At 50.4% G+C, this 22,750-nt stretch carries 29 protein-coding genes; 20 read left to right on the top strand and 9 right to left on the bottom strand.

What is annotated here, in order from left to right; translation table 11 throughout:
- Positions 1-33 precede the first annotated feature (33 nt).
- Positions 34-240: a helix-turn-helix transcriptional regulator gene (locus ACXI0A_RS01730; protein WP_415992898.1), complete on the bottom strand. Its 207-nt coding sequence runs from the start codon at positions 238-240 to the stop codon at positions 34-36.
- Between the two features lie 435 nt (positions 241-675).
- On the opposite strand from ACXI0A_RS01730, the gene ACXI0A_RS01725 reads away from it, so the two are divergent.
- From ACXI0A_RS01725 to ACXI0A_RS01660, 14 genes are all read left to right on the top strand, one after another.
- Entirely contained in the window at positions 676-1,596 is a 921-nt protein-coding gene (locus ACXI0A_RS01725) for a hypothetical protein (RefSeq protein ID WP_415991649.1), read from the top strand.
- A 97-nt stretch (positions 1,597-1,693) separates the two neighbouring features.
- Positions 1,694-2,557 (top strand): GTPase family protein, encoded by an 864-nt coding sequence (locus ACXI0A_RS01720; RefSeq protein WP_415991650.1) that lies wholly within the window; start codon positions 1,694-1,696, stop codon positions 2,555-2,557.
- A gap of 91 nt (positions 2,558-2,648) precedes the next feature.
- Positions 2,649-3,470 (top strand): DUF932 domain-containing protein, encoded by an 822-nt coding sequence (locus ACXI0A_RS01715; protein ID WP_415991652.1) that lies wholly within the window; start codon positions 2,649-2,651, stop codon positions 3,468-3,470.
- A gap of 216 nt (positions 3,471-3,686) precedes the next feature.
- Positions 3,687-4,388 (top strand): DeoR family transcriptional regulator, encoded by a 702-nt coding sequence (locus tag ACXI0A_RS01710; protein WP_349403121.1) that lies wholly within the window; start codon positions 3,687-3,689, stop codon positions 4,386-4,388.
- 38 nt (positions 4,389-4,426) lie between these two features.
- Complete coding sequence (locus ACXI0A_RS01705) at positions 4,427-5,557, top strand: hypothetical protein (protein ID WP_479485186.1); 1,131 nt, start codon at positions 4,427-4,429, stop codon at positions 5,555-5,557.
- Positions 5,558-5,568: 11 nt separating this feature from the next.
- On the top strand, positions 5,569-6,036 hold the full coding sequence (locus ACXI0A_RS01700; protein ID WP_415991656.1) for a hypothetical protein: 468 nt from the start codon (positions 5,569-5,571) through the stop codon (positions 6,034-6,036).
- 77 nt (positions 6,037-6,113) lie between these two features.
- Positions 6,114-6,353, top strand: a complete 240-nt coding sequence (locus ACXI0A_RS01695; protein ID WP_415991657.1) for a DUF905 domain-containing protein — start codon at positions 6,114-6,116, stop codon at positions 6,351-6,353.
- A 96-nt stretch (positions 6,354-6,449) separates the two neighbouring features.
- Entirely contained in the window at positions 6,450-6,908 is a 459-nt protein-coding gene (locus ACXI0A_RS01690) for an antirestriction protein (protein ID WP_415991659.1), read from the top strand.
- A gap of 15 nt (positions 6,909-6,923) precedes the next feature.
- Entirely contained in the window at positions 6,924-7,400 is a 477-nt protein-coding gene (locus ACXI0A_RS01685; protein ID WP_415991661.1) for a JAB domain-containing protein, read from the top strand.
- An 8-nt stretch (positions 7,401-7,408) separates the two neighbouring features.
- On the top strand, positions 7,409-7,630 hold the full coding sequence (locus ACXI0A_RS01680; protein ID WP_415991663.1) for a DUF987 domain-containing protein: 222 nt from the start codon (positions 7,409-7,411) through the stop codon (positions 7,628-7,630).
- Between the two features lie 17 nt (positions 7,631-7,647).
- Positions 7,648-7,965 (top strand): type IV toxin-antitoxin system YeeU family antitoxin, encoded by a 318-nt coding sequence (locus ACXI0A_RS01675; protein WP_415991664.1) that lies wholly within the window; start codon positions 7,648-7,650, stop codon positions 7,963-7,965.
- Positions 7,966-7,986: 21 nt separating this feature from the next.
- On the top strand, positions 7,987-8,328 hold the full coding sequence (locus tag ACXI0A_RS01670; protein ID WP_099530880.1) for a TA system toxin CbtA family protein: 342 nt from the start codon (positions 7,987-7,989) through the stop codon (positions 8,326-8,328).
- Between the two features lie 113 nt (positions 8,329-8,441).
- Positions 8,442-9,275, top strand: a complete 834-nt coding sequence (locus ACXI0A_RS01665) for a DUF4942 domain-containing protein (RefSeq protein ID WP_099530882.1) — start codon at positions 8,442-8,444, stop codon at positions 9,273-9,275.
- A 624-nt stretch (positions 9,276-9,899) separates the two neighbouring features.
- The gene (locus ACXI0A_RS01660) at positions 9,900-10,751 is read left to right on the top strand and encodes a helix-turn-helix domain-containing protein (RefSeq protein WP_476150623.1); all 852 of its coding nucleotides are present in this window, start codon (positions 9,900-9,902) and stop codon (positions 10,749-10,751) included.
- On the opposite strand, the gene ACXI0A_RS01655 is transcribed toward ACXI0A_RS01660, so the two are convergent.
- Positions 10,705-11,103 carry a helix-turn-helix domain-containing protein gene (locus ACXI0A_RS01655; RefSeq protein ID WP_476150624.1) on the bottom strand — a complete coding sequence of 133 codons (399 nt, stop codon included), beginning with the start codon at positions 11,101-11,103 and terminating at the stop codon, positions 10,705-10,707. The two genes, ACXI0A_RS01660 and ACXI0A_RS01655, sit on opposite strands and share 47 nt — an antisense overlap.
- 192 nt (positions 11,104-11,295) lie before the next feature.
- On the opposite strand from ACXI0A_RS01655, the gene ACXI0A_RS01650 reads away from it, so the two are divergent.
- Entirely contained in the window at positions 11,296-11,673 is a 378-nt protein-coding gene (locus ACXI0A_RS01650) for a DUF1360 domain-containing protein (RefSeq protein ID WP_224933686.1), read from the top strand.
- A gap of 2 nt (positions 11,674-11,675) precedes the next feature.
- Here the strand turns inward: ACXI0A_RS01650 and ACXI0A_RS01645 are convergent, their stop codons facing one another.
- Positions 11,676-12,140: an Rrf2 family transcriptional regulator gene (locus tag ACXI0A_RS01645; RefSeq protein WP_476150625.1), complete on the bottom strand. Its 465-nt coding sequence runs from the start codon at positions 12,138-12,140 to the stop codon at positions 11,676-11,678.
- A gap of 71 nt (positions 12,141-12,211) precedes the next feature.
- A complete protein-coding gene (locus ACXI0A_RS01640) occupies positions 12,212-12,955 on the bottom strand; it encodes an alpha/beta hydrolase (protein ID WP_479485185.1) in 744 nt (247 codons plus the stop codon).
- A gap of 423 nt (positions 12,956-13,378) precedes the next feature.
- Between ACXI0A_RS01640 and ACXI0A_RS01635 the strand changes: the two genes are divergently transcribed.
- Positions 13,379-14,512, top strand: coding sequence for an EpsG family protein (locus ACXI0A_RS01635; protein ID WP_224933824.1), 1,134 nt, complete (start codon positions 13,379-13,381; stop codon positions 14,510-14,512).
- 238 nt (positions 14,513-14,750) lie between these two features.
- The gene (locus ACXI0A_RS01630) at positions 14,751-15,791 is read left to right on the top strand and encodes an acyltransferase family protein (protein ID WP_476150626.1); all 1,041 of its coding nucleotides are present in this window, start codon (positions 14,751-14,753) and stop codon (positions 15,789-15,791) included.
- Positions 15,792-15,861: 70 nt separating this feature from the next.
- Here ACXI0A_RS01630 and ACXI0A_RS01625 read toward each other — a convergent pair whose 3' ends face one another.
- Positions 15,862-16,854 carry a substrate-binding domain-containing protein gene (locus tag ACXI0A_RS01625; protein ID WP_476150627.1) on the bottom strand — a complete coding sequence of 331 codons (993 nt, stop codon included), beginning with the start codon at positions 16,852-16,854 and terminating at the stop codon, positions 15,862-15,864.
- Between the two features lie 94 nt (positions 16,855-16,948).
- Between ACXI0A_RS01625 and ACXI0A_RS01620 the strand changes: the two genes are divergently transcribed.
- Entirely contained in the window at positions 16,949-17,143 is a 195-nt protein-coding gene (locus ACXI0A_RS01620; RefSeq protein ID WP_476150628.1) for a hypothetical protein, read from the top strand.
- 113 nt (positions 17,144-17,256) lie between these two features.
- The gene (locus tag ACXI0A_RS01615) at positions 17,257-18,720 is read left to right on the top strand and encodes a sugar porter family MFS transporter (RefSeq protein WP_224933681.1); all 1,464 of its coding nucleotides are present in this window, start codon (positions 17,257-17,259) and stop codon (positions 18,718-18,720) included.
- Positions 18,721-18,735: 15 nt separating this feature from the next.
- Here ACXI0A_RS01615 and ACXI0A_RS01610 read toward each other — a convergent pair whose 3' ends face one another.
- The 4 genes from ACXI0A_RS01610 to ACXI0A_RS01595 all read right to left on the bottom strand — a co-directional run bounded on the left by ACXI0A_RS01610 (position 18,736) and on the right by ACXI0A_RS01595 (position 21,947).
- On the bottom strand, positions 18,736-19,869 hold the full coding sequence (locus ACXI0A_RS01610; RefSeq protein WP_476151180.1) for an ROK family protein: 1,134 nt from the start codon (positions 19,867-19,869) through the stop codon (positions 18,736-18,738).
- 16 nt (positions 19,870-19,885) lie between these two features.
- Entirely contained in the window at positions 19,886-20,626 is a 741-nt protein-coding gene (dnaC, locus tag ACXI0A_RS01605; RefSeq protein WP_200574031.1) for a replicative helicase loader DnaC, read from the bottom strand.
- Complete coding sequence (gene dnaT / locus ACXI0A_RS01600; protein ID WP_476150629.1) at positions 20,626-21,162, bottom strand: primosomal protein DnaT; 537 nt, start codon at positions 21,160-21,162, stop codon at positions 20,626-20,628. Before dnaT ends, dnaC begins: the two co-directional genes overlap by 1 nt.
- Positions 21,163-21,254: 92 nt before the next feature.
- Positions 21,255-21,947, bottom strand: a complete 693-nt coding sequence (locus tag ACXI0A_RS01595; protein ID WP_476150630.1) for an autotransporter — start codon at positions 21,945-21,947, stop codon at positions 21,255-21,257.
- A gap of 142 nt (positions 21,948-22,089) precedes the next feature.
- Between ACXI0A_RS01595 and ACXI0A_RS01590 the strand changes: the two genes are divergently transcribed.
- Positions 22,090-22,650: a DNA-3-methyladenine glycosylase I gene (locus ACXI0A_RS01590; RefSeq protein ID WP_476150631.1), complete on the top strand. Its 561-nt coding sequence runs from the start codon at positions 22,090-22,092 to the stop codon at positions 22,648-22,650.
- The last annotated feature ends 100 nt before the right edge of the window (positions 22,651-22,750 follow it).

The following is a 22,750-nucleotide window of genomic DNA, read 5'->3' as shown; positions in this document are numbered from 1 at the left end:
GAGCATAGAACTCGTTAAATTCATTCCAAATATTTAGCTTCTAGAATCATTAATTTTAGCCTGTAGCCACTCCTCCAGGTCGCTTTTCAGCCAGCGAGATGCACTGCCCAGTTTGATTGGTTTGGGGAATGCGCCATTCTGTATTAACTTGTAGAACCATTTGTCACTCAGACCAGTGAGTCGTGTGATAAATTTCATATCGATGAATTGATCTTCCAGTAGTGCAGGTTTCGTTATCATGTTGATGTGTCCCGTTGCGAGAAGAGCACCAGAGCAGGCGATAACAAGTTGTTCGCGCCTTCTCCTCCACATGAATGGGATGTGACGTAAAAAAGTTTTGGAGGGAACCATTAAACTTTCCGATAGAGAATGAATAGACACGGAAAACTTCGTGTAACGCTGTTCTCTGACCATTACAATTTGATGGATGTTGGAGCTTGGTGTAGTACAGCTATGAACGTTTAGAGCGATATGTTGATTGGTGGTCTACACACGCCTTACCTAAAGCCAGATAAAAACACATTAAAAATCAGTTAATTATCAGTTATTAATCAGTATTTGGTCATTAATTTATCAGTAAAAAATCAATCTAATATCACTTTGCAGCTGTCAAACCACTATGGTTTATTTATACTCTCGGGAACATTGGAAGAGTGGTATCACACTGGAGGGGATATGCTTGATTATGACGAAGTGAGGGAGGAGTTCTTTTACCTTTACGTTCTGAGTTTGTATTACAAAAATGATTATATACAGCAGGCGATCAATTTCGATACACCTGATGAATTTCAAAATCTCATTAATGAGATATTAAATAAAGGGTTCTCATTTGATAATGAAAAGACACAACGTGCACGTGTTTACTTAAAAAAACAATTCCATTACAAAACAATTGACAAAGAAAAGTTTGATTGTTTTAAAGGCTCCGATAGAGGATCATGGTTTGCCTTAATGTATATATATAACAACAGCATTATTCCTGAACCTTCCTCAAATGTCTTTACACAAGATAACGTTTTTGTTTTAAATTCAATTTTCACACCTTTGTCTGAATTTAAAAATATTGATGAAATTAAAAATTTCTCACTTGATGAAATGCAGATGGATATTCCTCCTGACAAAAAAGAGAAAAATAGAGGGCTTTCTGAAAAATATTTGCGTGAATTTTATTTAACAGCTGGTGCAGATCCCGACGAACATAGTCCGAACACAACATCTGAACAAGAGCGTATTTGTACCCTGATGAGGTTTATTGATTTTGCACCTGTAAGTTTAAATCAGAAAATTTCTTATTTCCGTAAGCTACATGATAAATGGTTAGATCAATATAATAAATTCCTCAGTGACTACGACTGGTTAGATAAAAAAGATGAAAAGCAAGCTATCTATTGCTGGGAGTATCTGAGAAATAAAAACATGATTCCCCCTTATTTAAAACCATACAACACTGCAATGAGAATACAGATGATCATTGCATGCTTAGATAGTTGGGATATTGAGCATGTAGAAAAATATTTATTCATTCAGAAAATGAAGCATGCCTGGCAGCAGGCTGTTTCTTCGCGTAAAAAACAAAAAAACAAGCAGGTCAAGTAAAAAAATTAAAGATATATATCATTTCCATGAACATACCACCATAACGGCGAACCCATTGAGGGTCCGCCGTTTTGTTTTCTCTATATTAGGAGATGTAATGAGAAATGAGGAAGGCATCCAGTCCCTGCATGGTTCACTTGCTGGCTTACCTGCATGGGCTTCAGAGAGGGTCATACAACAAATTCGCCAGCTTACAAACTTCGAGCCGGTTATCGGCATTATGGGTAAAACCGGAGCGGGTAAGTCATCACTGTGCAACGCTTTGTTTACCGGAGAAGTATCACCCGTCAGCGATGTGGCCGCCTGCACCCGTGAGCCACTGCACTTTCGTCTGCAAGTCGGTGAGCGTCTGATGACGATCGTTGACCTTCCCGGTGTGGGGGAAAGCAGTGCCCGCGATGCTGAGTATGCTGCGCTGTACCAGCAACAGCTTCCCCGGCTTGACCTGGTGCTGTGGTTGATTAAGGCTGATGACCGGGCGCTGGCGGTGGATGAGCACTTTTACCGTCAGGTGATTGGTGAAGCGTACCGGCATAAAGTGTTGTTCGTTATCAGCCAGTCGGACAAGATTGAGCCCACCAGCGGTGATGATAAGTTATCCACCGAGCAGAAACAAAACATCAGCCGCAAAATCTGCCTGCTGCATGAGCTGTTTCATCCCATACATCCCGTAAGTGCGGTGTCAGTCCGACAGCAGTGGGGACTGAGGGTGATGGCCGAGCGGATGATAAAGTGCCTGCCTCGTGAAGCCAGCAGCCCGGTGGTCGCGCAACTGCAATCTCCCTTTCGCACAGCGACAGTCCAGAAAAAAGCGCGTGACGATTTTGGTGAAACGGTCGGCGCGGCGCTGGATGCGGTGAGCGCTCTACCGCTGATACCGGCTCCGGTGCGGGCAGTCATACGCGCGGTGCGCGACACCGTGGTGTCGGTCGCCCGGACAGTCTGGAACTTCTTCTTCTGAACGTTTAACGCTTATCTGTTCTTTCCCGAGCCCTGTCGCCTGTGCGACAGGGCTTTCTTTTATTTGTTTCCCCGTTATGAGGAGTCTGCTTATGACCCGTCTGGCTTCGCGCTTTGGCGCTGCAAATCTTATTCGTCGTGACCGTCCGTTAACCCGTGAAGAACTGTTTCGCGTGGTACCCAGCGTATTCAGCGAGGACAAACATGAATCCCGTAGTGAAAGATACACATATATACCCACCATCTCTTTGCTGGACAGCCTGCATCAGGAGGGCTTCCAGCCGTTCTTTGCCTGTCAGACCCGCGTGCGTGACCCCGGTCGTCGTGAACATACAAAGCATATGCTGCGCCTGCGTCGGGAGGGGCAGATTACCGGTAAGCAGGTGCCGGAAATTATTCTGCTTAATTCACATGACGGCACCAGTTCCTACCAGATGCTGCCGGGGTTATTCAGAGCCGTGTGTCAGAACGGTCTTGTCTGCGGTGAGTCGTTTGGCGAGGTAAGGGTGCCACACAAGGGGGATGTGGTGAGTCAGGTGATTGAGGGGGCCTATGAGGTGCTGGGGATTTTTGACCGGGTGGAAGAAAAGCGGGATGCGATGCAGTCGTTGCTGTTGCCACCAACGGTGCAGCAGGCACTGGCAAAAGCTGCGCTCACATACCGCTTTGGTGAAGACCACCAACCGGTTACTGAGTCGCAGATCCTCTCTCCGCGCCGCTGGCAGGATGAGAGTAACGATCTGTGGACCACGTACCAGCGTATTCAGGAGAACCTGATTAAAGGTGGGCTCAGTGGCCGTAATGCCAAAGGCGGACGGTCGCATACCCGTGCTGTGCGTGGCATTGACGGGGACGTGAAGCTTAACCGGGCACTGTGGGTGATGGCGGAAACGCTGCTCACGCAGCTGCAGTAGCTGCTTGATGTTACCGCGTTGTTAATATCGGACATCACCTGTCCGCATTGCGACGTACTGGCGGCCCTCACTCCCCCGGGGATGGTCTGTAACCCCCGCCACAACTGACATTTGCAGAAATGAAAAATAGTTACTGCGGTGTCCATACCCTGACCGCGCCCCTCTTTAAAGTAATCACATCATTTTCAGTCAGTTAACTTTCCCGGAGAACCTCTCATGACACAGGCAGAACTCCGCCATGACCGGCTGGCAGTCAGGCTGTCGCTGATAATCAGCCGTCTGGTGGCCGGGGAGACGCTGAGCGTGCGTAAGCTGGCGGCAGAGTTTGGCGTATCGGTTCGCACGCTGCGGCGGGATTTTCGTGAACGTCTGATGTACCTGGACCTTGAGTATCAGTCCGGCTACTGCCGTCTGCGCACCGCTGGCAGTGAGATGCAGATGGTGCCTGATGTGCTTATCTTTGCCCACCGCAGCGGGCTGGCCGGGCTTTTTCCGGGCCTTGACCGCCGACTGGTGAATACGTTGTTGATGTGTGATGAAGCCCCCTGCGTTATACCACCTGCCAGTCCGGCATCCTCACCGTCAGTGCCTCTGTCATTCTGGCGATTGGTTCAGGCAATTACTGACCGCAGAAAAGTCACACTGCTTGCTGACGGGCAGCGCTGCGAGCGACTGGCTCCGTGCCGGTTACTCATCCACCAGCAGACCTGGTATCTGATTGCCGAGCATAACGGACATATTGCAGTGTTCACGCTGGAGGAAATTCATCTGGTTCAACCCCTGCAGGAGTCTTTCCGGCGTAACGACAGTTTATGTCGTCTGACTGAAGACCCGGTGTTCATTCAGGCCTTACCCCATTTTCGATTTATTCAGCAGTCACTGCTTGCGTTTGTTCCGGCTGATAACAGGCCGGAATAGCGCAGCTTTTTATCCACCTGGCAGCAAAGAGGAGCCCGATGCTGTTATCGCCAGTATCGTCAAAAATTGGGGTATTCAGCCGACTCCTTGCCCAGACACTGCCCACTGATGTACCGGTGGGTATTATCCGGGGCATTTATGTATTCACAAAAACTATCCATCTGATTTCAGTAAGGAAAAAAATGAAACTGATTAAATTATTACCTCTGCTGGCAATGATTGCGGGCTCCAGCTTTGCTGCATCACCGGAGAGTACGGTCAAAGCATCAGGCTGTCTGGCGGTAAACAATATGCTTGAGAACCTCAATTCGCGGGAGTCCTGTGTTTCAGTCGATATCACCAGAACCTTATCTGAAGGCCGTTATCTGGCGGTTGCTAACCTGAGTAATGGCAATATCTACCCGGTCCGCATGACCCTCAGTGACGGTGTCATTACGGCACGTCCGGACACGGATGAGATTGATAAGCTCAATCAGCAGCAGGCGCAAAAGCGCCGGGAAGAACAGTTACAGAAAAAGCTCGATTATTATAAAGCTCACCCGCAAAAAGAGAGCGAGTTCGATAAAGCGAAAAAGGCACATCTGAACCTTACTCAATATCACTCAGCCGCCTGCGGGGCCATTGGTCAAAAAGTATGGGATTCCATTCAGGAAAATGTTTCATGCCTGATGATTGAGAATGCGCAGCAGGTCGGTGATAACACTCAAACAGGAACGGCTATTCTGCGAGGACCGGGTGCCAGTACATTTAAAATTCCGGTCAGGTTCAGCGTGATTCAGGAGGATTTTATCCGTGTTGACGCCGATATTGCTCCGGCTGCGCTGGCACAGCTAAAAATGCAGATAGAAAAATATAAAGAAGAACGCAAAAAAGAAGACGCGGAGGATGCCCTCCACCGTGCAGGTAAACAAACTTTGCCATCAAATTATGAGGCTAATGTTGATTATTCTGCAAATGCCCTTTTTAGAGATCATGTCTGCACTCTGTTGACAGAGAAATTAGCTGCAAGTAGTCAGCCGATGGAGTGTTCCTGGATTACTCTGGAAAAAGTTCGCGGAAGTGATTACCAGTATTACGGCAGAATGCAGGCTAAAGATGGGCGTTATCCAGAGTTCGATATTTCACTACACACTGATGGCTCCATAGATATTACTTCAATAAAATTATAGGGATATTACTAATGAAACTTTGCGGAATTCTATATGCTGCAATCTTTGTAACATCATCTGTTTATGCCGTGGTCAATGAACAGTCCTGGGGCGAATGGTACGGCAATACGGGCAGCATGGAGTTTGCACTCAGCAGCGACAATCAGGCCGGAGAGAAGCTGACCATCAGTTGCAGTAACAAAAAGATGGTTGTGGTCTGGCAGGTCCCGAAGGAGGATTACCGCGCCACCTCTGATGAAGGAATGAGCGAGGTGTATCTTCTGATAAACAATGAAAAATACTCGCTTGAGAATGAAACACTGCTTCCGGGCGAGGCTGTTCCGGCTCAGGTGGCTTTTGAAGCACTGAAGCACACAGGAGCAAAAGACAAACTGGCTTTCACCGCCTTTCAGTCAGGGGAATCGAAACCGTTCAGTGCCAGTGGCTTGCACGATGCGTTGAAAGATATCACCTGGCAGGATTGTCTCGATCAACCCTGACGGATTTTTACATCAGTCATTCGACCAGCCCTGTTGCCCATGTGCAACAGGGCTTTTTACTTTTTAAGGTGTTCATCATGCCTGAATCCCCGTTACTACCACCTGGTTCTTTTACCCGGCAGCAGGCCGAAGCCATTATCAGTTGTTACCACAGCGTCACCATCGAAGATGACCAGACCACGCATTTTCGTCTGGTTGTGCGCGACGATGATAGCGGCATGGTCTGGCGTGCCTGGAATTTTGAACCCGATGCCGGTGCAGGACTCAACCCATATATCCGGCGCTATGGCATCCGCAGGACGTCACTCACCGACTGACAAACCCTATTCCCGACAACCATCTCCCGGCCCATTCCTTATTACCTCATACGCCAGCCATCGCCGCTGGCGTTTTTTATTGACGGAGACATACCCATGACAACAGCGACACAGTACGACCTCGTACCCGCTAACGAATCCGATTTCAAACTCACAGTAAAGCAGGTTCCCGACGAACTGCGTCTCAATTTCTGGCCGCAGCACTTTGGCTCTATTCCACAATGGATAACGCTGGAATCCCGCATTTTCGCCTGGATGGACCGCTTCTGTGATGAGTACAACGGTGGTATCTGGTCCTTTTACACGCTCAGCAATGGTGGCGCGTTTATGGCCCCTGATGCTGACAGTGACGATAAATGGCACCTGTTCAACAGCATGAACGGCAATGATGCGGAAATGAGTGCGGAAGCAGCAGGTATCGCTGTCTGCCTGATTGAATACAGCCACCATGCCTGCCGTACAGAATGTGACGCGATGACCACACACTATTGCCGCCTGCGGGACTATGCCCTGCAGCATCCTGAAGCTCACGCTATTCTGCGCATCATCGACTGACCGAAGGAGCAACGAATGAAACAGCGTTCCTTTTTACCCGGCGAGATAACGCCACAGGACCGGCGTCTCATCCAGCGAGCCCTCAGAGTTCTGGACCGGCACCTGCATGAGCCCGGAGTGGCCTTCACTTCCACACATGCCGTCCGGGAGTGGCTGCGACTGCATATGGCTGCGCTTGAGCGGGAAGAGTTCCGGGTGCTGTATCTGGATAATCAGAACCAGCTTATTGCCCATGAGACGCTCTTTAGTGGCACGATTAACCGCACTGAAGTCCATCCCCGTGAAGTGGTTAAGCGCGCCCTGTATTTCAATGCCGCAGCGGTGATACTGGCGCATAACCATCCCTCCGGCGAGACGACGCCCAGCCAGGCTGATAAAGCCCTTACGCAGCGACTGGTTCAGGTACTTCAGTTGGTTGATATCCGCATCCCTGATCATCTGATTGTCGGTGGCAGGCAAATCTATTCATTCGCTGAACACGGTTTGCTGTGAGGTATGACATGAAAATTATCAGTAAACGCCGGGCAATGACGATATACCGCCAGCATCCTGCGTCCCGAATCTTTCGCTACTGCACCGGCAAATACCAGTGGCACGGCAGTGTCTGCCATTACACCGGCAGGGAAGTTCCGGATATCACAGGAGTCCTGGCGGTATACGCCGAACGCCGCCAGGACCGCGACGGACCTTATGCCTGTCTGATGAGTATCACCCTGAACTGACAATAAAGAGGTTATAAATGAGCAACACCACATGGGGCCTGCAGCGGGATATTACACCGCGCATGGGGGCACGTCTGGTGCAGGAGGGCAACCGGCTGCACTATCTGGCTGACCGGGCCAGCATGACCGGCAAGTTCAGTGACATCGAATTCCGGAAGCTGGATGAAAAATTCCCGCACTTTATCCGCCAGATGGAATCGATGCTGACCACTGGTGAAATGAATCCTCGGCATGCCCATTGCGTCACCCTGTACCACAACGGTTTTACCTGCGAAGCCGATACTCTTGGCAGTTGCGGCTACGTATACATCGCTGTTTATCCCACTCAACGCTAACTTAATTTCACGAGAACAAGCATGAAAACTCTACCTGCTACAATTTCGCGGGCGACGAAGCCCTGTCTGTCGCCCGTTGCAGTCTGGCAAATGCTACTGACACGCCTGCTGGAGCAACACTATGGCCTGACGCTGAACGACACACCATTCAGTGATGTAACCGTTATTCAGGAGCATATCAACGCCGGTATTACGCTGGCTGATGCCGTTAACTTTCTGGTGGAAAAGTACGAACTGGTTCGTATCGATCGCAGAAGTTTTAACTGTCAGGAGCAATCACCTTATATTCGGGCGGTAGATATTTTACGGGCAAGACAGGCAACTGGCCTGTTGCGACAAAGCCGTAACAACGCAGTACGGTGAATATTGCGTACAACCTCCCGATTTACATTCCCGATCTTTCTTCCTTATTTACTCATTGCATAATGCGCCTGCCATTCCCGGCAGGCGCATTTGCTTTTATACGGACAAAAATAATGCAAACTGAAGCTGAAGTTTTAACCGATCATAATGAGCTAATTTGCTCGACCAGTATTGAACGTATCGTCACAGGACGTGATGCTGCGCTAAAACAAATAGAGGCGCTAATCCGCCAGCTTGATGATATTTCCCGATTGACCTCCAGCATTGGCGGTGACGTGGCAGATCACTGGGCAATGAGACAAGGGCATTCCTTTGACTGTTGGCTGGTACAACCTGTAGACAGGGCAATGCCGGTGATCGCCCACAATATCGATCGCAGCATCTGGCGCGATCTAATGTTGAAGTCCGGGATGCTGACGTTAATGGACGCAGAGGCGCGTAGTCAGTGGGCGAAGAACCTCGAAGAGGGTGATCTCCCGGCAATCAGTGAAGCCAACATCCTGAGCACCTTTGAACAACTCCACCACAATAAACAGGATGTTTTCGAACGTGGAATTATCAACGTATTTAAAGGGCTAAGCTGGGACTACAAAACCAACAATCCTTGCTGTTTTGGCAAGAAGATTATCGTCAACAATCTGGTGAAGCATGACCGATGGGGCTACAGCCTGAACTGGGGCTGGCGGCGCGATCAGTTAGCCGATCTTGAACGTATGCTGTATTTGCTGGATGGTAAAACCATCCCTGATAACCGGCACGATATCTCCATTCGGTTCATGGATTTTGTTCGCGATAATCCACATCAACAGGTCTTCGAGGATGATTTCTTTAGCATTCGTTATTTTCAGAAAGGCAGCGGACATATCACGTTTAAACGCCTTGATCTGGTGGAGAGGATGAATGATATCGTGGCAAAACATTTTCCTGGAGCGCTACCTGCAAGATAACCTGAGTAGATTATGGGTTTCTGGCATAATCATTGCGGCCAAGAACTCTCAACAGGCTACTACGTAACCTGTAAGTCTAATTTACAAGTTCAGCAGGGAGAGCATCGCCAGACGCTGGCAAACTGAATATGCGAAACTTCAGTTGTTCGGTTTTACCAAACAACTCGGCGTTAAACAGAAGCCGGAGGCGAAAAGGATATTGCCACTTTACTACAGGCCAAAAAGTAGCTCTGGATGCCTCTGCTCTCCACAAGCAAAATCATTTGGGGGTGCTTATGGGGGTTACTCATTTATCAAACACAAAATGTCAATTTTAAATCAATGAGTTAAGTATCAAATGCGACTCCTGTGATCTCCGCCACCTTCATCTTACTGTTACTCATTTCTAAATGATTGGCTTAGGCAACCTGTCAGTCATCATTACAAGTTGGAAAATTTCAGCCTGAGGATGTAGAGCAAGGTTGGCACTTTACTTCTGCACTCTTCTCCGCCACTTGTTCCAATCTCTTTACCTCGCCTGCACAATGCAGTTATTCGGTAAAACCGAACAACTGAGCTGTGTTTAAAAATCAGCTTGTTCATGATTCTATACTGTCTTTCACGCTGGCTATTGCGGAATCACCCATGCTCATCCATCCCACCGACAACCTCACCTTCTCCGGCGATCCGCGTGCGGATGAGCTGCGAAAGCGTCTGCTGCAACCCAATGCACCCAAAGTGATTGCGGCGGCGTTATCCAAGCAGTTAGATCGCGAAAGTCGCACCCATAGCCATGCCGCCGGACAGCTCTATTGCCTGAAGCAGGGAATGATGACGGTTAACACGCCATCGGGCATCTTCGCCAATCCGCCGCGCCTGGTGGGCTGGATTCCGCCGCACTTCGAACACGCGATAATCGGACCGGGTCGCGTGCTCGGCTGGACGGTGTTGGTGGATGAAGCACTGACGGCGCCGCTTCCGAAACATCCGGTGTTGCTATCCTGCCCGTCAGTGCTGGAACCGCTGGCTGAGCGGCTGGCAAATTTGTCGCCGGATAGCTGGGGCAGCGATCGTTACAATCGGTTATGCGATGTGTTTCTCGATGAGCTGTATGAGTCCACCGAGCACGCGCTGACGCTGCCGCTCCCCGATGAGCCACGTCTGCGGCAAATCGCGCGCTTGTTGATGGACAATCCGGCGGATACGCGCACCGGCCCCGAACTGGCGCAGTGGGCGGGATTGAGTCCGCGCAGCCTGAGTCGACACTGGGCGAGCGCGGTGGGCATGAGCCTCTCGCGCTATCGCCAGGTATCGCGATTGTTGAAATCACTGGAAGGGCTGGCCGACGGCAAAAGTGTGCAGCAGGTAGCGTGGCAGGTCGGCTTTGATAGCGTGAGCAGTTACATCAGCGCCTTCCGCAGCGCGTTTGGTTCGACGCCCGGCAAATACTTTACGCCGCCTGACGCGTCTGCGGTTGCAGCATCAGAAGACTCGTAGGCCCGTCAATGTCCGGCAGGCTGTACTGATATTTACGACGAAACGCACCGGGCGGCATGTCGTACAGGCGGCGGAAGGTACGGCACCATGTCTGCTGGGACTCAAAACCATATTTAATCGCAATCTCCATCAGCGGCATGTGACCGTTCATCAACGCAATCGCCGATGCCGTGAGTTTGCGTTCACGAATATAACTGCCTAGCGCAATACCGGTATGGTGACGGAACATTCGTTGCAAATGCCACTGCGAATAGCCGGCACGACGGGCGACGGTCTCCAGCGTCAGTCGCTGTTCAATATTGCCTTCGATCCAGAGCATCAGTTGATGCATACAGGCTGCCTGAATATCCATCTTTCCTCCTGATGGCGGATTAAAAAGTCAGCAGCATTATAAAAAAGCCTCAGCTGGCTATGTTTAGCGTTAAAGCCAATAAATAACGATATCTCGCCAACATAACGCACGTATCTCTCGGGCTCCACGCTTGCAGCTTACACTATCATGTAATACTGTAAGTTACATGATAAATGCCTGACAGGAGAATGTATGAATAGTTGGATGACTTCAGACGTAGGAATCTGTGTTGCGATAGCGTTGGCAGCGGCCAGTATCGCCATGACCCTCACCCAAACCGAGTTGTTTGCTGGCTTACGCGCATGGACCGCCAAAAAGCACGCGTTACTCGGCCATCTGTTTCACTGTTTTTATTGCATGAGCCATTGGACGGTGCTCGCGGGCATGCTGATTTATCGCCCTGCGCTATTGCACAGTGACATGGCATTGGTGGATTGGGTGATGACGGCGTTCATTACTTTAACCCTGACCACTTTTATCAACGGTCTGATGTTCAAGGTATTCCAGGCCGCAGTGACCACGCATGTGATGAAGCACAATGCGCAGATCACTTTGCAGAAGCAGGATTAACGTTATTCACTGCACAGCGGATGGGGCTCAGATTCCAGCCCCAGTTTCGCCATTTTATTGAGGTAATCACCGGCAATGTCCGCCACGGTGATTTGGCTAAAGCGATTAAGTAACACCATTTCCGCTTCATTGAGTGCCTGATCTAGCCGCTCATCAACGGCATGTTCCACCAGACAAGGTGACGGATCGGCGGAGGGCCCGATGCTGAACAGCGCAGGCGAACCCATCGCCTGATACACATCCAGCAGCGTAATCGCGCTGAGTTCCACCTGCAGCTCCCAACCGCCGCCGTGCCCCTTCTCCGAGACCACATAGCCTTTTTCGCGCAGGCCGGACATCATGCGGCGCACCACCACCGGATTGGTGCCCAACATTTTCGCCATCGCTTCCGAGGTGGCGCGTTTAACGTGCCGATCAAGATGAATCAAGGCGTGCAGGGAGCGGGACATTCGGTTGTCGCGGGGCATGGGTCATTCCTCTAAAGTTCACGACACTCTAGCAAAGCCGCCCGGCTGCAACAATTTATCCCGCCTTTTCGCTATGGCTTCACCAGGCTCGCCTGCCAGTCACTGAACAGGGTCAGCCAGTTTTTGGCGGGGATATTCTTTTTCTCGCCGGTGCCAAAACCATGGCCGCCCTGCTGGAAAAGATGCATCTCGACCTTCACCTTATTTTTACGTAGCGCGTCGAACATCAGTAAGGTGTTTCTGGGCGAGGCGGTGCCATCATCCAGCGCCTGTGCCAGGAAGGTCGGGGGAGTTTTGTCGCTTACCCGGTTTTCCTGTGAATTCTGATCAATCACCGACTCGCTGATATCCTTGCCGTACATCGCCGTGCGGGTGCCGACATGGGTTACGCCATCTTTTAACGACAGCACCGGATAGATCAGGGCGCTAAAATCCGGTCGTGCCGGAATCTGATCCAGCTTATCTACCGCTGAATAATTGCTGGCATCCGCATTATTGCTAAGGTTGGCCGCGAGGAAAGCGCCCGCGGAAAAACCCATCACGCCAATTTGATCAGCAGCGATGTGATAATTCGCTGCATTGCCGCGAATCATGCGCATGGCTCGTTGTGCATCAGAAAAAGCATTATTACGGTTAACCTCTGAACCCCCGCGCGGCATACGATAAATTAAAACAAATGAGGAATAACCTTTCTGGCTCAATACTTTTGCGACATCCAGCCCTTCAGCGTCCTGCATGATATAAGAAAAACCCCCACCAGGAATGATTAGCACGGCAGAGTGATTATTCTTTCCCGCGGGAGGAACATAAATCATTTCTGGAGAATCAACATTTGTGACAGCACGATTATTGATGGCCGGGTTTTTGCTGAAATTAATAAATTTATTATTTCCTGACACTTCATTTGGCCAGATAGGAATTTCCTTATTGGCAAACGCAGCCGGAAGATACAGTAGAAACAATAGCGCAGTTAAATGAGGAAACTTCATCTCGATGGCTCCAAATCCTGATTAAAAACAGTGACAAATGACAAAGCCTTGAGAAAAAACCAGGCTTTGCTGCGCAACACTTACCCCAGAGTGCATCAAATAAAAGGAATAGGCTGAGTAAAGTAACAAATAATATCTCTTACCTGCCTTCACTATAATACCGGGCCAGAAAAAATTAGACTTTTCTCATGTTTACGTTAACAAGGCCATATGTTATAAGTAAATTTTAAACTATAAGAATCTGTGACCATGGGAATTTACTGGATCATAAGTCTTAGCCTGACTTTTGTCGCTATCGTCGAAGTCATGTTAAGTAAAAATGAAAACACAGCACAAATCAGATCATACGTTTATTTTGTTGCCGTTGTAGTGCTTTTTACTTTCGGCGGCATTCGTGGTCTGGGTACGGGACTCGATGATTTCCAGTATCGTGATTTCTTTGTTCATTTCGTCGATAAAATCACTATTGAAGGATTCTGGCGTACAGCAGACGAATTCCGTTACGAACCGGCGATATATGCTATTGCAGGCTTAACACGTATATTTACCGCTAACCCCGATATCTTTATGTTTGTCTTTACGGTCATTGCCGTGTGCGTTAACGCATGGTATTTCCGTAAACTGACACCGTTGCCGATTGTCGCATTAGCTGTCTACTCCGCGCACTTATTTATCAACAAAGACATGAACCAGATTCGATTTGGCTTATGTTCCGCCTTCTTAATGGGCTTTGTTTATCACATGTCCCGTCGCAGTAAATCCGGGATGATAACCACCTTTATTCTTTCCTTTATCAGCCACGCCACAGGGATTGTTGCTCTCCTGATTCCAATGGCGATGATTGTGAGGAAAAACAAATACATTCCTATTATCATTGTCGTCGCCAGTTTACCTCTCGCCTTTATGGGGAGTTCAGCGCTGATCGCGCTGCTCTCCAGTCATCTGGGCGGATTAGGTGACAGGGCCATGGGCTATGCTAATCAGGAGTCAACGCAGGATCAGGGGATTTTTACCCTGTCAAACCTGAAGAATATTGGCTTTGTGTTTATCTTCAGCTTTATGCTGCTGAGTGACAGAATCAAAAACTTCGATCCGGTGAAGTTTAATACTTATTACATCATGGTCATTACCTTCGCGCTTGGTGCGGGATTGAGGATGGCGCTGCAGGATTATGCATCAGGTGGCCGTTTAGCGAACTTCCTGCTGCAAGTTGAACCGGTGCTTATTTCCCTGTGTATCTGGGAAACCAAAAAATTGAAAAAGTTGATCGCTGTAGGTGTGACAGTGTTAATGGTGCTCTATTATCTTTATTACAATACCATTTCAAGCAAACAGTCGATTACCGGTTATGAAGTTTCACAAACCTTCAAGATATTCCGCTAAGCCGCGAAAACGCTAACCTCTGGTTAGCGTTTTTTGTTTTAATCTCAGATAAAACTGATGGACGCATAAGGAAAGTCTGAATGTTTTTATGGCCCTGGTCATTGCTTGCTTTTTGATTTATTTAAACCTCTAATAGGCTCATATCTGCGCCAGCAGAGTTCGGAGTTTTCCTATTAAAGCGTCACTCGTTTATTCCTGATTTTACTGGCGCGACATCACTCATTGAAAGAACGCAAATATGAACGAAAAAAACAATTTTGACATCGTCCGATTCTCCCTTGCCTTTATCGTGATGCTGGTGCATAGCGCAGAAGTGACGAGAAACGTCGATATTCGTTTTCTCGGGCACTTTCTAAATAGTGACTTTGCAGTAAAAGGATTTTTCGCAATAAGTGGTTTTCTTATTGCAAAAAGTTACTTAAGAAGCAAATCACTCACGTCCTATTTTATTAAGCGTGCGCAACGTATCTTGCCTGCTTATATATTTGTCATCATTCTGTGCTTCGTGATCGGGATGTGTCTGACGACGCTACCGCTGATGGATTTCCTGAAAAATAAAGAAACCATCAAGTATCTCGTCGCAAACTTCTCTTTCCTGAACTTCATTCAGGCGTCGTTGCCCGGCGTGTTCACCAACAACCCGAATCAGCCGATGGATGGCTCGCTGTGGACCATCAAAGCTGAACTGACGCTGTATGTGCTGCTGCCGCTGGTTGTTCCGATGATGAAGAAAAATCCGCTTAAAGTGTGGGGCACGATCTTCGTTATCTCATGCGCCTGGTTCTTCTACTTCACGTCGGTGTACACCGGGCCGAAAGCCGATACCCTGGCGAAGCAGTTTGTCGCGCTATCGTCTTACTTCTTCTTTGGTAGTCTGCTGGCGGTTTATCAACCAGCTTTTGATCGCCTGAAAGAGATTACGATTGTTTCTCTGGTGGTGTTCCTGCTGTTTAAATCGACCGACTATGCCTTTCTTATCGAGCCGGTGGCGTTCTCATCGGTGGTGATTCTGTTCTGCACCAACCTGTGCAAAGAGGTCAAAATCAGTCAGTACGGCGACCTCTCGTATGGCATGTACCTCTACCACTGGCCGATCATTCAGGTTCTGCAACACTTCGGCGTGTTCGATGCCAATGCTTTCCTGGGGTTGGGATTGACCATCGTGATTACGCTCGCGCTGGCTTACACCTCGTGGAATGTGCTGGAGAGTCGTTTCCTGAAACGTGCGCACCATACGCAGCCACCTATTACTCCGCCGACCACCACTGCACGTGATTGACCCGTGTGATTGATAAGTAAGGTGATGAAAAAACCCCCTTCAGGTTATCCGGAAGGGGGTTTTTTCGTACTTAGATAGTGGCGCCCATTGAGAGCCGATAATGCAGGTTAACCTGTTCGATGGTGGGCTGCTGATTGATCTTTTTCAACACGATCTCCGTCGCCACCTTCCCCATTTCAAAGCGTGGCGTGATCACGCTGGCTAAGCGCGGCGTGGTGGCCTGGCCAATCTCCAGCCCATGAAAACCGGCAATCGCCATGGTCTGCGGCACCGCAATCCCCGCCGCCTGACACTCCTGTAATACGCCGACGGCCAGGTCATCATTGGTGCAGAGAATCGCATCCATCTCAGGATAGAGCTGACGTGCCAGCGTCATCATGCCAGTACCAATCGATACTGAAGAAACCTTGTTTGGCACAATACGCCCCGCCGGGAAGCCCGCCGCTTCCACCGCATCACGATAACCCGCATAGCGCTGCTCATCGCGGCGATCGGACATCGAACCAAAGTAGATCACGCGCTGTTTGCCGCTGGCCAGCAGCATCGAGGTCATATCGTAACCAGCACGATAGTTGTCAAAACCGACGTTAATACGCCCGCTGGCTTCCGTCAGCCCCATCACTTCCGCCACCGGAATATTGGCTGCATTGAGGTATTTCTCGGCGCGCACGGTGTGCACTGATTCGGTGAGGATCAGCCCTTTGATGTTAAACGCCAGCACGGTGGCGATCTGTTCTTCTTCACGCTGGGCGTTGTAGTCGTAATTGACCACCAGCGTCTGATAGCCGTGTGCGCTGGTGACCGACTCAATGCCCGCCAGCAGATCGGCAAAGATTTGGTTGTTAAATGAGGGAACCAGCACGCCGATGCGCGGCTGGCTTTGATTGGTTGCGGTGGTGTTGTCGCTATCGGGGACGTAGCCGATCTCAGCAATGACGCTGGCGATTTTCTCCGCTGTTTCCGTTTTAACCTTTTCCGGGGTACGTAAATAACGGCTCACCGTCATTTTGGTGACGCCCGCCAGGGTAGCAATATCGTCCAGAGTGATGCGCTGCGTTTTCATTGCGACGTCCGCAAAGAGGGCCTTTCAATCAACGTATTATGCCCGTTGCCCGGCAAAAAATGAAACGGACGAGCAACATCGGTCAGGCAGAGAAATGTTGACCGGCTGGCAGAATAAAAATTTCACAATATTGCAAGAAAAAACAAGAATCGTCATGCCACGTCAACCACATCTGATAAAAAACCTATCATTTCAGCCAAATATGGCCCTGCCGTTAATATTGCCATCAGCAATTTTCGCAACGTCCTTCACACTTTCTGGAAAAAATGATCCAAAAACCATCATTTAGAACATATATTCCATGATGATGACCTCGAGTGACAACGCTGAACATCGATAACCTACACCACTCCTCTTTCTGAACACGTAACGTTCAGGCCGTAGAGACAAGGGGCTATAACAATGGATACCAGGCAAAAACGCTACAACATGAAGTATGTCATTCTCTGCTGTACCGTCGCGGCATTTGGCGGACTGCTGATGGGCTATGACTCTTCAATTATCTCCGGTGCAATCGAACCTCTTAGTGAATATTTCCAGTTAACCCCCGCCGAAACCGGCTGGGCCGTTTCCAATATTCTGCTGGGTAGCTTAGTGGGCTGCTTTATCGCTCCCCGCCTGAGCGATAAACTCGGGCGCAAAAAATCACTCGCCATTACCGCACTGCTTTTCACTGTTTCGGTGATCGGAACGGCGATCGCCCACAACTTCACCGTGTTCGTGCTGTTCCGCATCATTGGCGGACTGGCGATTGGCCTCGCCTCGGTGATTTCGCCGATTTATCTGGCGGAGCTGTCGCCTTCGAAGTTTCGCGGTCGCACCACTGCTCTGTATGCAGTCTGCTGCGTCGGTGGACAATCGGTGGTGCTGCTGACCAACTACTTCATCACCAAATCGACGCTGCCCGAGGTGATGGTTAACATGGGCTGGCGTTACATTCTGGCCACCGCGCTGGTGCCTTGTGCGCTGTTCATCTTCTTCATCGCCTTTATCCCAGAATCTCCGCGCTGGAACGTGCTTAAGGGCAAATACGATGAAGCGCTGGATACGCTGACTAAAATTTCTAATCGCGAACATGCCGAAAGCGTGTTCAATGAAATCAAACACTCCTTCTCAGACAAAGCCGCGCATCAACATAAATCACGCCTGCGCCTGGATAAAACCACCATTCCACTGCTGGTGATCGGTATCGGACTGGCGGTCGGTAACCAAATCAGCGGCATTAACGTGATTCAATATTTTGGGCCGACGCTGTTGAAGAACGTGGCAGGCAGCACCGATTCGGCGTTGCTGCAGACCTTCTGGCTGTCGATTTGTCAGTTTATTGGTGTGCTGGCGGGGATGATGCTGATTGATAAAATCGGCCGCCGTAAGCTGCTGTTGCTGGGTGCCATCACCTCCTGCATCTGCCTCGCTTACTCGTTCATCGCTTTCTATTATCACCTGCCGGGTATGCTGGCGGTGGTGGGTCTGTTTGCCTATATGATTTTCTTTGGCATGACCTGGGGTCAGATTGTCTGGACCGTGCTGGGCGAAATCTTCCCTACTGAGATTCGTTCAATCTGTGTCGGGATTTCCATCTGTGCCATGTCGATGGCGAACTTTGTCATCAGCAGTACCTTCCCGATCATGAACAGCAGCCCAATGCTGCTGGATATGTTCCACGGTGGCTTCCCACTGCTGCTGTTCGCGATTTTCTCGCTGGGTATGTACTTCTTTACCTTCCGCTATCTGCCAGAAACCGCGGGCGTGTCGCTGGAGAAAATTCATGGGCTGGTGCTGGAGAAGTTTAACGTTGAAGCGGATTTGCCGCAGAGCACCTCAACGACCAAATCCAGCGAGTCATTTGATATTCCACGGCATTAATGTGATGAAGCGCGCCTACGAAATGGCGCGCTCATATTGTTCAATCACCGCCAGCGCTAAACCGTTGGCGGGATCGATACGCTGCGGCAGGAAGTGCAGCTGCGTATGAGAGAAGGTAAAGGCCAGCGTGCTGGCCTGTGCCGTTTCTGCAACCGCCTGGATAAATGCCGGATGCGCATTCCACGGCCCATCAATAATAATGCTCGCCGGATTCACCAGTTGCATCACATGGCTTAGAGCGTGGCCGAGATGCTGACCCGTTAACGCCATCACCTCACTGACGATCTGCGGTTCACTGGCAGCGTTCTGCCAGCGCAATCCTGTTTTACGCTGTCCCAGCTGCTGTTGAATCGCGGGCTGACTGATCAGGGTTTCCAGGCAGCCTGAACGGCCACAACTGCATCGCAACCCTTTGAGATGCACCTGTAAATGACCAATCTCCCCGGCGGTCCAGCTGCTGCCGACAAACACTTCGCCCTGCTCCACCAGCGCTCCGCCGACCCCTTCACCAATGCGCAGATAAAAATGACTTTGTGATTTATCCAGATTGAGTTGCTGCACCGAGAGCAGCGCGGCAGCCTTGACGTTATGCATGATACGCAGCGGTAAACGGCAGGCGCTGACCAGCGGCGTCAGGACATCAACATCCTGCCAGCCAAGATGGGCGGAAAAGTGCACCCTGCCGCGCTGTGGATCGATAATGCCGGGAAAGCCCACGGCGATGCCCAGCAATTCAGGATGCGCGGCGTGCAACGTCTGGCACACTTCCACCAGCTCATGCAGCAGTTGCTCAGGTTCGGCGGTCGGCGTTTGCCAGGTCTGCTCCGCAATCACCTGCGAGAAGTAATCACAGACGCGCCAGTGGATGGCATTACGCTCCACCATGATGCCGGCGCTTTTCAGCTTTTCCGCGCGCAGCGAAATTTCGATTTTAGGCCGTCCGGCCGCTGCCACGCTAACCGGGCCGAGTTCATTGATCAGCCCCTGCGCCAGCAAATCATCGACAATCAGGGAAACGGTGTTTTTACTCAGCTGCAGCGCCAGTGCTAAATCCTGGCGGGACGTGATGCGCGTGCTGCGCAGTTGCGTCATCACGCGCTTAAGGTTGTTCAAACGGAGTAATGCGGGACCTTTACCGGCTGCTTTCATCGCGCGCCCACCTGACTCAATACTCATCACCGCGTACACGGCTGCGATAGCTTTCCCAATCGAAGCGCACCCACAAACTGGTGCCGAGACGCATACGATCCATCACGCGCTCGCCTAATAAGCCATTCATTCCTGCCGGGTCAAGATTCGACAGCATGCCGGTCGGGCGTTTTGACGATGAGCGACGATCGACAATCTGATTAATGATCACTTTTTCGTAGCGGGATTCACTCTGCATGCCGATCTCATCGATCACCAGCAGATCCACATGGCTGAGATCCTGCAATAAACGCTCTTCGGTGAGATCGCTGCCGCCGCTAAAGGTGCCTTTCATGCTCGACATCAAATCCGCCACGGTGACAATCAGCACGCTTTTTCCGCGCAGAATAAGGTCATTACCGATGGCGGCGGCCAGGTGGTTTTTCCCGGTGCCAGGGCGACCGGAAAACACAAAACTGGCGATGCTGTTGTCAAACCCGGCGGCATATTCCCGCGCCAGCGCCAGTGCTTTGCGCTGACCGTCATTCTCGACACGATAGTTATCAAACGAGCAGTTCATGTGCAGTTCACGGATACCAGAACGCCCCATGATACGCTGCATTTTCATGGCGCGGTTTTCCCGCACGATGGCTTCAGAGCGCAGGCGGCCCTGTTCCTGATTCCACGCCAGCAGCTCTTCACCGTTTTTGAATTTCGGTTGCACATCCGCAGGCATAAATTTTTTCAGGCGACTGAAAAGATCATTCGGCGTTTTCATCACTCACCTCGGAATCCATCGGGGATATCATATTGAGTATTGCTGATCTGGGTGACATCGCGCTTCGGCTGACCGCCATTGGCGGTACGGTTCATTTGCACGCTGCGCGCCAGTTTCTGCTGCCACTGCACATGATGGAACAGTCGGCCTTCGGCCTGCCAGTAAGCCACAAAGGTGGCCAGTTCGGCCGCGGTCACCGGTTCACTCAGCGTCACGCCCCAGATAGCGGCCTGACGTTGAAAGTCCTGATCAGGCTGCCAACCCTGATACATGGCAAATTTGCCCACCGGTGTGGCGATCGGTGCTGCATCGGTATGGAACAGGCTGTCATCCAGCGTGACATCATTTGGCTGCTGCGCTGCGGCTTCCAGCGCCAGCAACTGTGCCAGACGCTGCGGTGTCAGCGCATAAAAAGCGGGCGCATTATTGTGCAGCACCGCCAGCACGCCGTTATCGGCCTGCTGCAACACGGCAAGCGGATCCTGGCAAAAGCCATCCAGCCCCACCAGCGTTGAAGATAAGATTTTAACTGACATGAAGAAACCTGACGTTGACCAACCCGGAGCGCCGATAGGTTCAGCGCTAAGCGGTCAGTGTACCTGTTTTAACGCGTTGGATCGCGCAGGAATTAGAAGCTGGCGCTGACGCCAAGGCTGTAAATAAACTGTTCACCGCTGACCACCGCCCCGGTTTGTGAGAAGGAGGCGAAAGCCGCCATATTTTGCCCAAACGGCACATTGGCTCCCACGCTGACATCCATCCAGTTGCTTTCATGACCGATCTCTTCGGGGCGATCGCGCAGAGCTGATACGTTGTCTTCGTTTAATTGATGGCTGTAGCTAACCTGTGCCCAGGGTGAAATCCAGTCAAGGGTGGAATCAAGGCGCCAGCCCACCGAGGCAATATGCCCGGCGTGATTGCCATCAACAAATTCACACTTCGGGCAGCTCAAGCGGGAATCATCCACCGCAAATTGCGCCACCGGACCGGTGCGCAGCGTGGAATTCATCGGCATCTGCCAGCCTGCTGAGTAGCGGTTGGCAAACGGGGCATTCCCCACACTGGCTTTTTCACTGTGCAGCACCATCGCGCTCTCATCCGGAGAATTAAGCGCGGCATCCATCAGACTGACATCACTGTTTTCTGTAAACTTCAGGTGATTACTGGAAATTTTTTCAGCAAGTATCGCATTGTAATCCGGCACATAATCCGCGCCGGACTCATCCCAGGCGTAAGCCGGCAGCGCCGTAAATAACAGCCACACACTGCCAAAAGCCAGCATCAGATTGTGCTGGCCTGTCCGCTGACTTTTCTGCAACATGAAAGACTCCTGACGAGCCAGAAAGGGAACGGGCGTTAAGATTCAGGTTTTTTGATTATCGGCACCCATTGATTAACTATTAATCGATTCTGCAATACGTCAAGGGATTAACACTATTTTCCTCATACTTAGGGAGAGTAATATGCAACGTTGTGGCTGGGTAACACAGGATCCGCTCTATCTGGCGTACCACGATAATGAGTGGGGCGTACCACAAACTGATAAGCGAGCCTTATTTGAAATGATCTGTCTTGAGGGACAACAGGCGGGTTTATCGTGGATTACCGTGCTGAAAAAACGTGAAAACTATCGTCGTGCGTTCCACGAATTTGATCCTCACGCCGTGGCGTTAATGGATGAAGCCGACATGCTGCGCTTGCTGCAAAACAGCGGAATAATTCGTCATCGCGGCAAGCTGGAGGCGATCATCCATAACGCCAAAGCCATGCTGGCGCTGGAAGCGGAAGGCGAAGACTTTTCACGCTTTGTCTGGTCATTTGTCGATAATCAGCCGATTTTGCACCGTTACGCCGATTACAAGCTGGCGCCCACCACCTCCGAGCCTGCGATTGCGCTCTCTAAAGCGTTAAAGAAGCGTGGTTTTAAATTCGTCGGTCCGACAACCTGCCATTCATTTTTACAGGCGTGCGGGCTGATTAACGATCATCAAACCAGCTGTTTCTGCCATCCCGATAATCTTTAAAGCAAATCTTTACACTTTAAGACTGACCCTCACGCATTTCCCCATTATTGAACGGCATAATAGTGCCGTTTTGGGGCATTTTCCCCGTGTGACTTTGTGA

This window comes from Pantoea sp. C1E2 (assembly GCF_056491465.1).
This window is presented reverse-complemented; position numbering and strand designations above follow the sequence as displayed.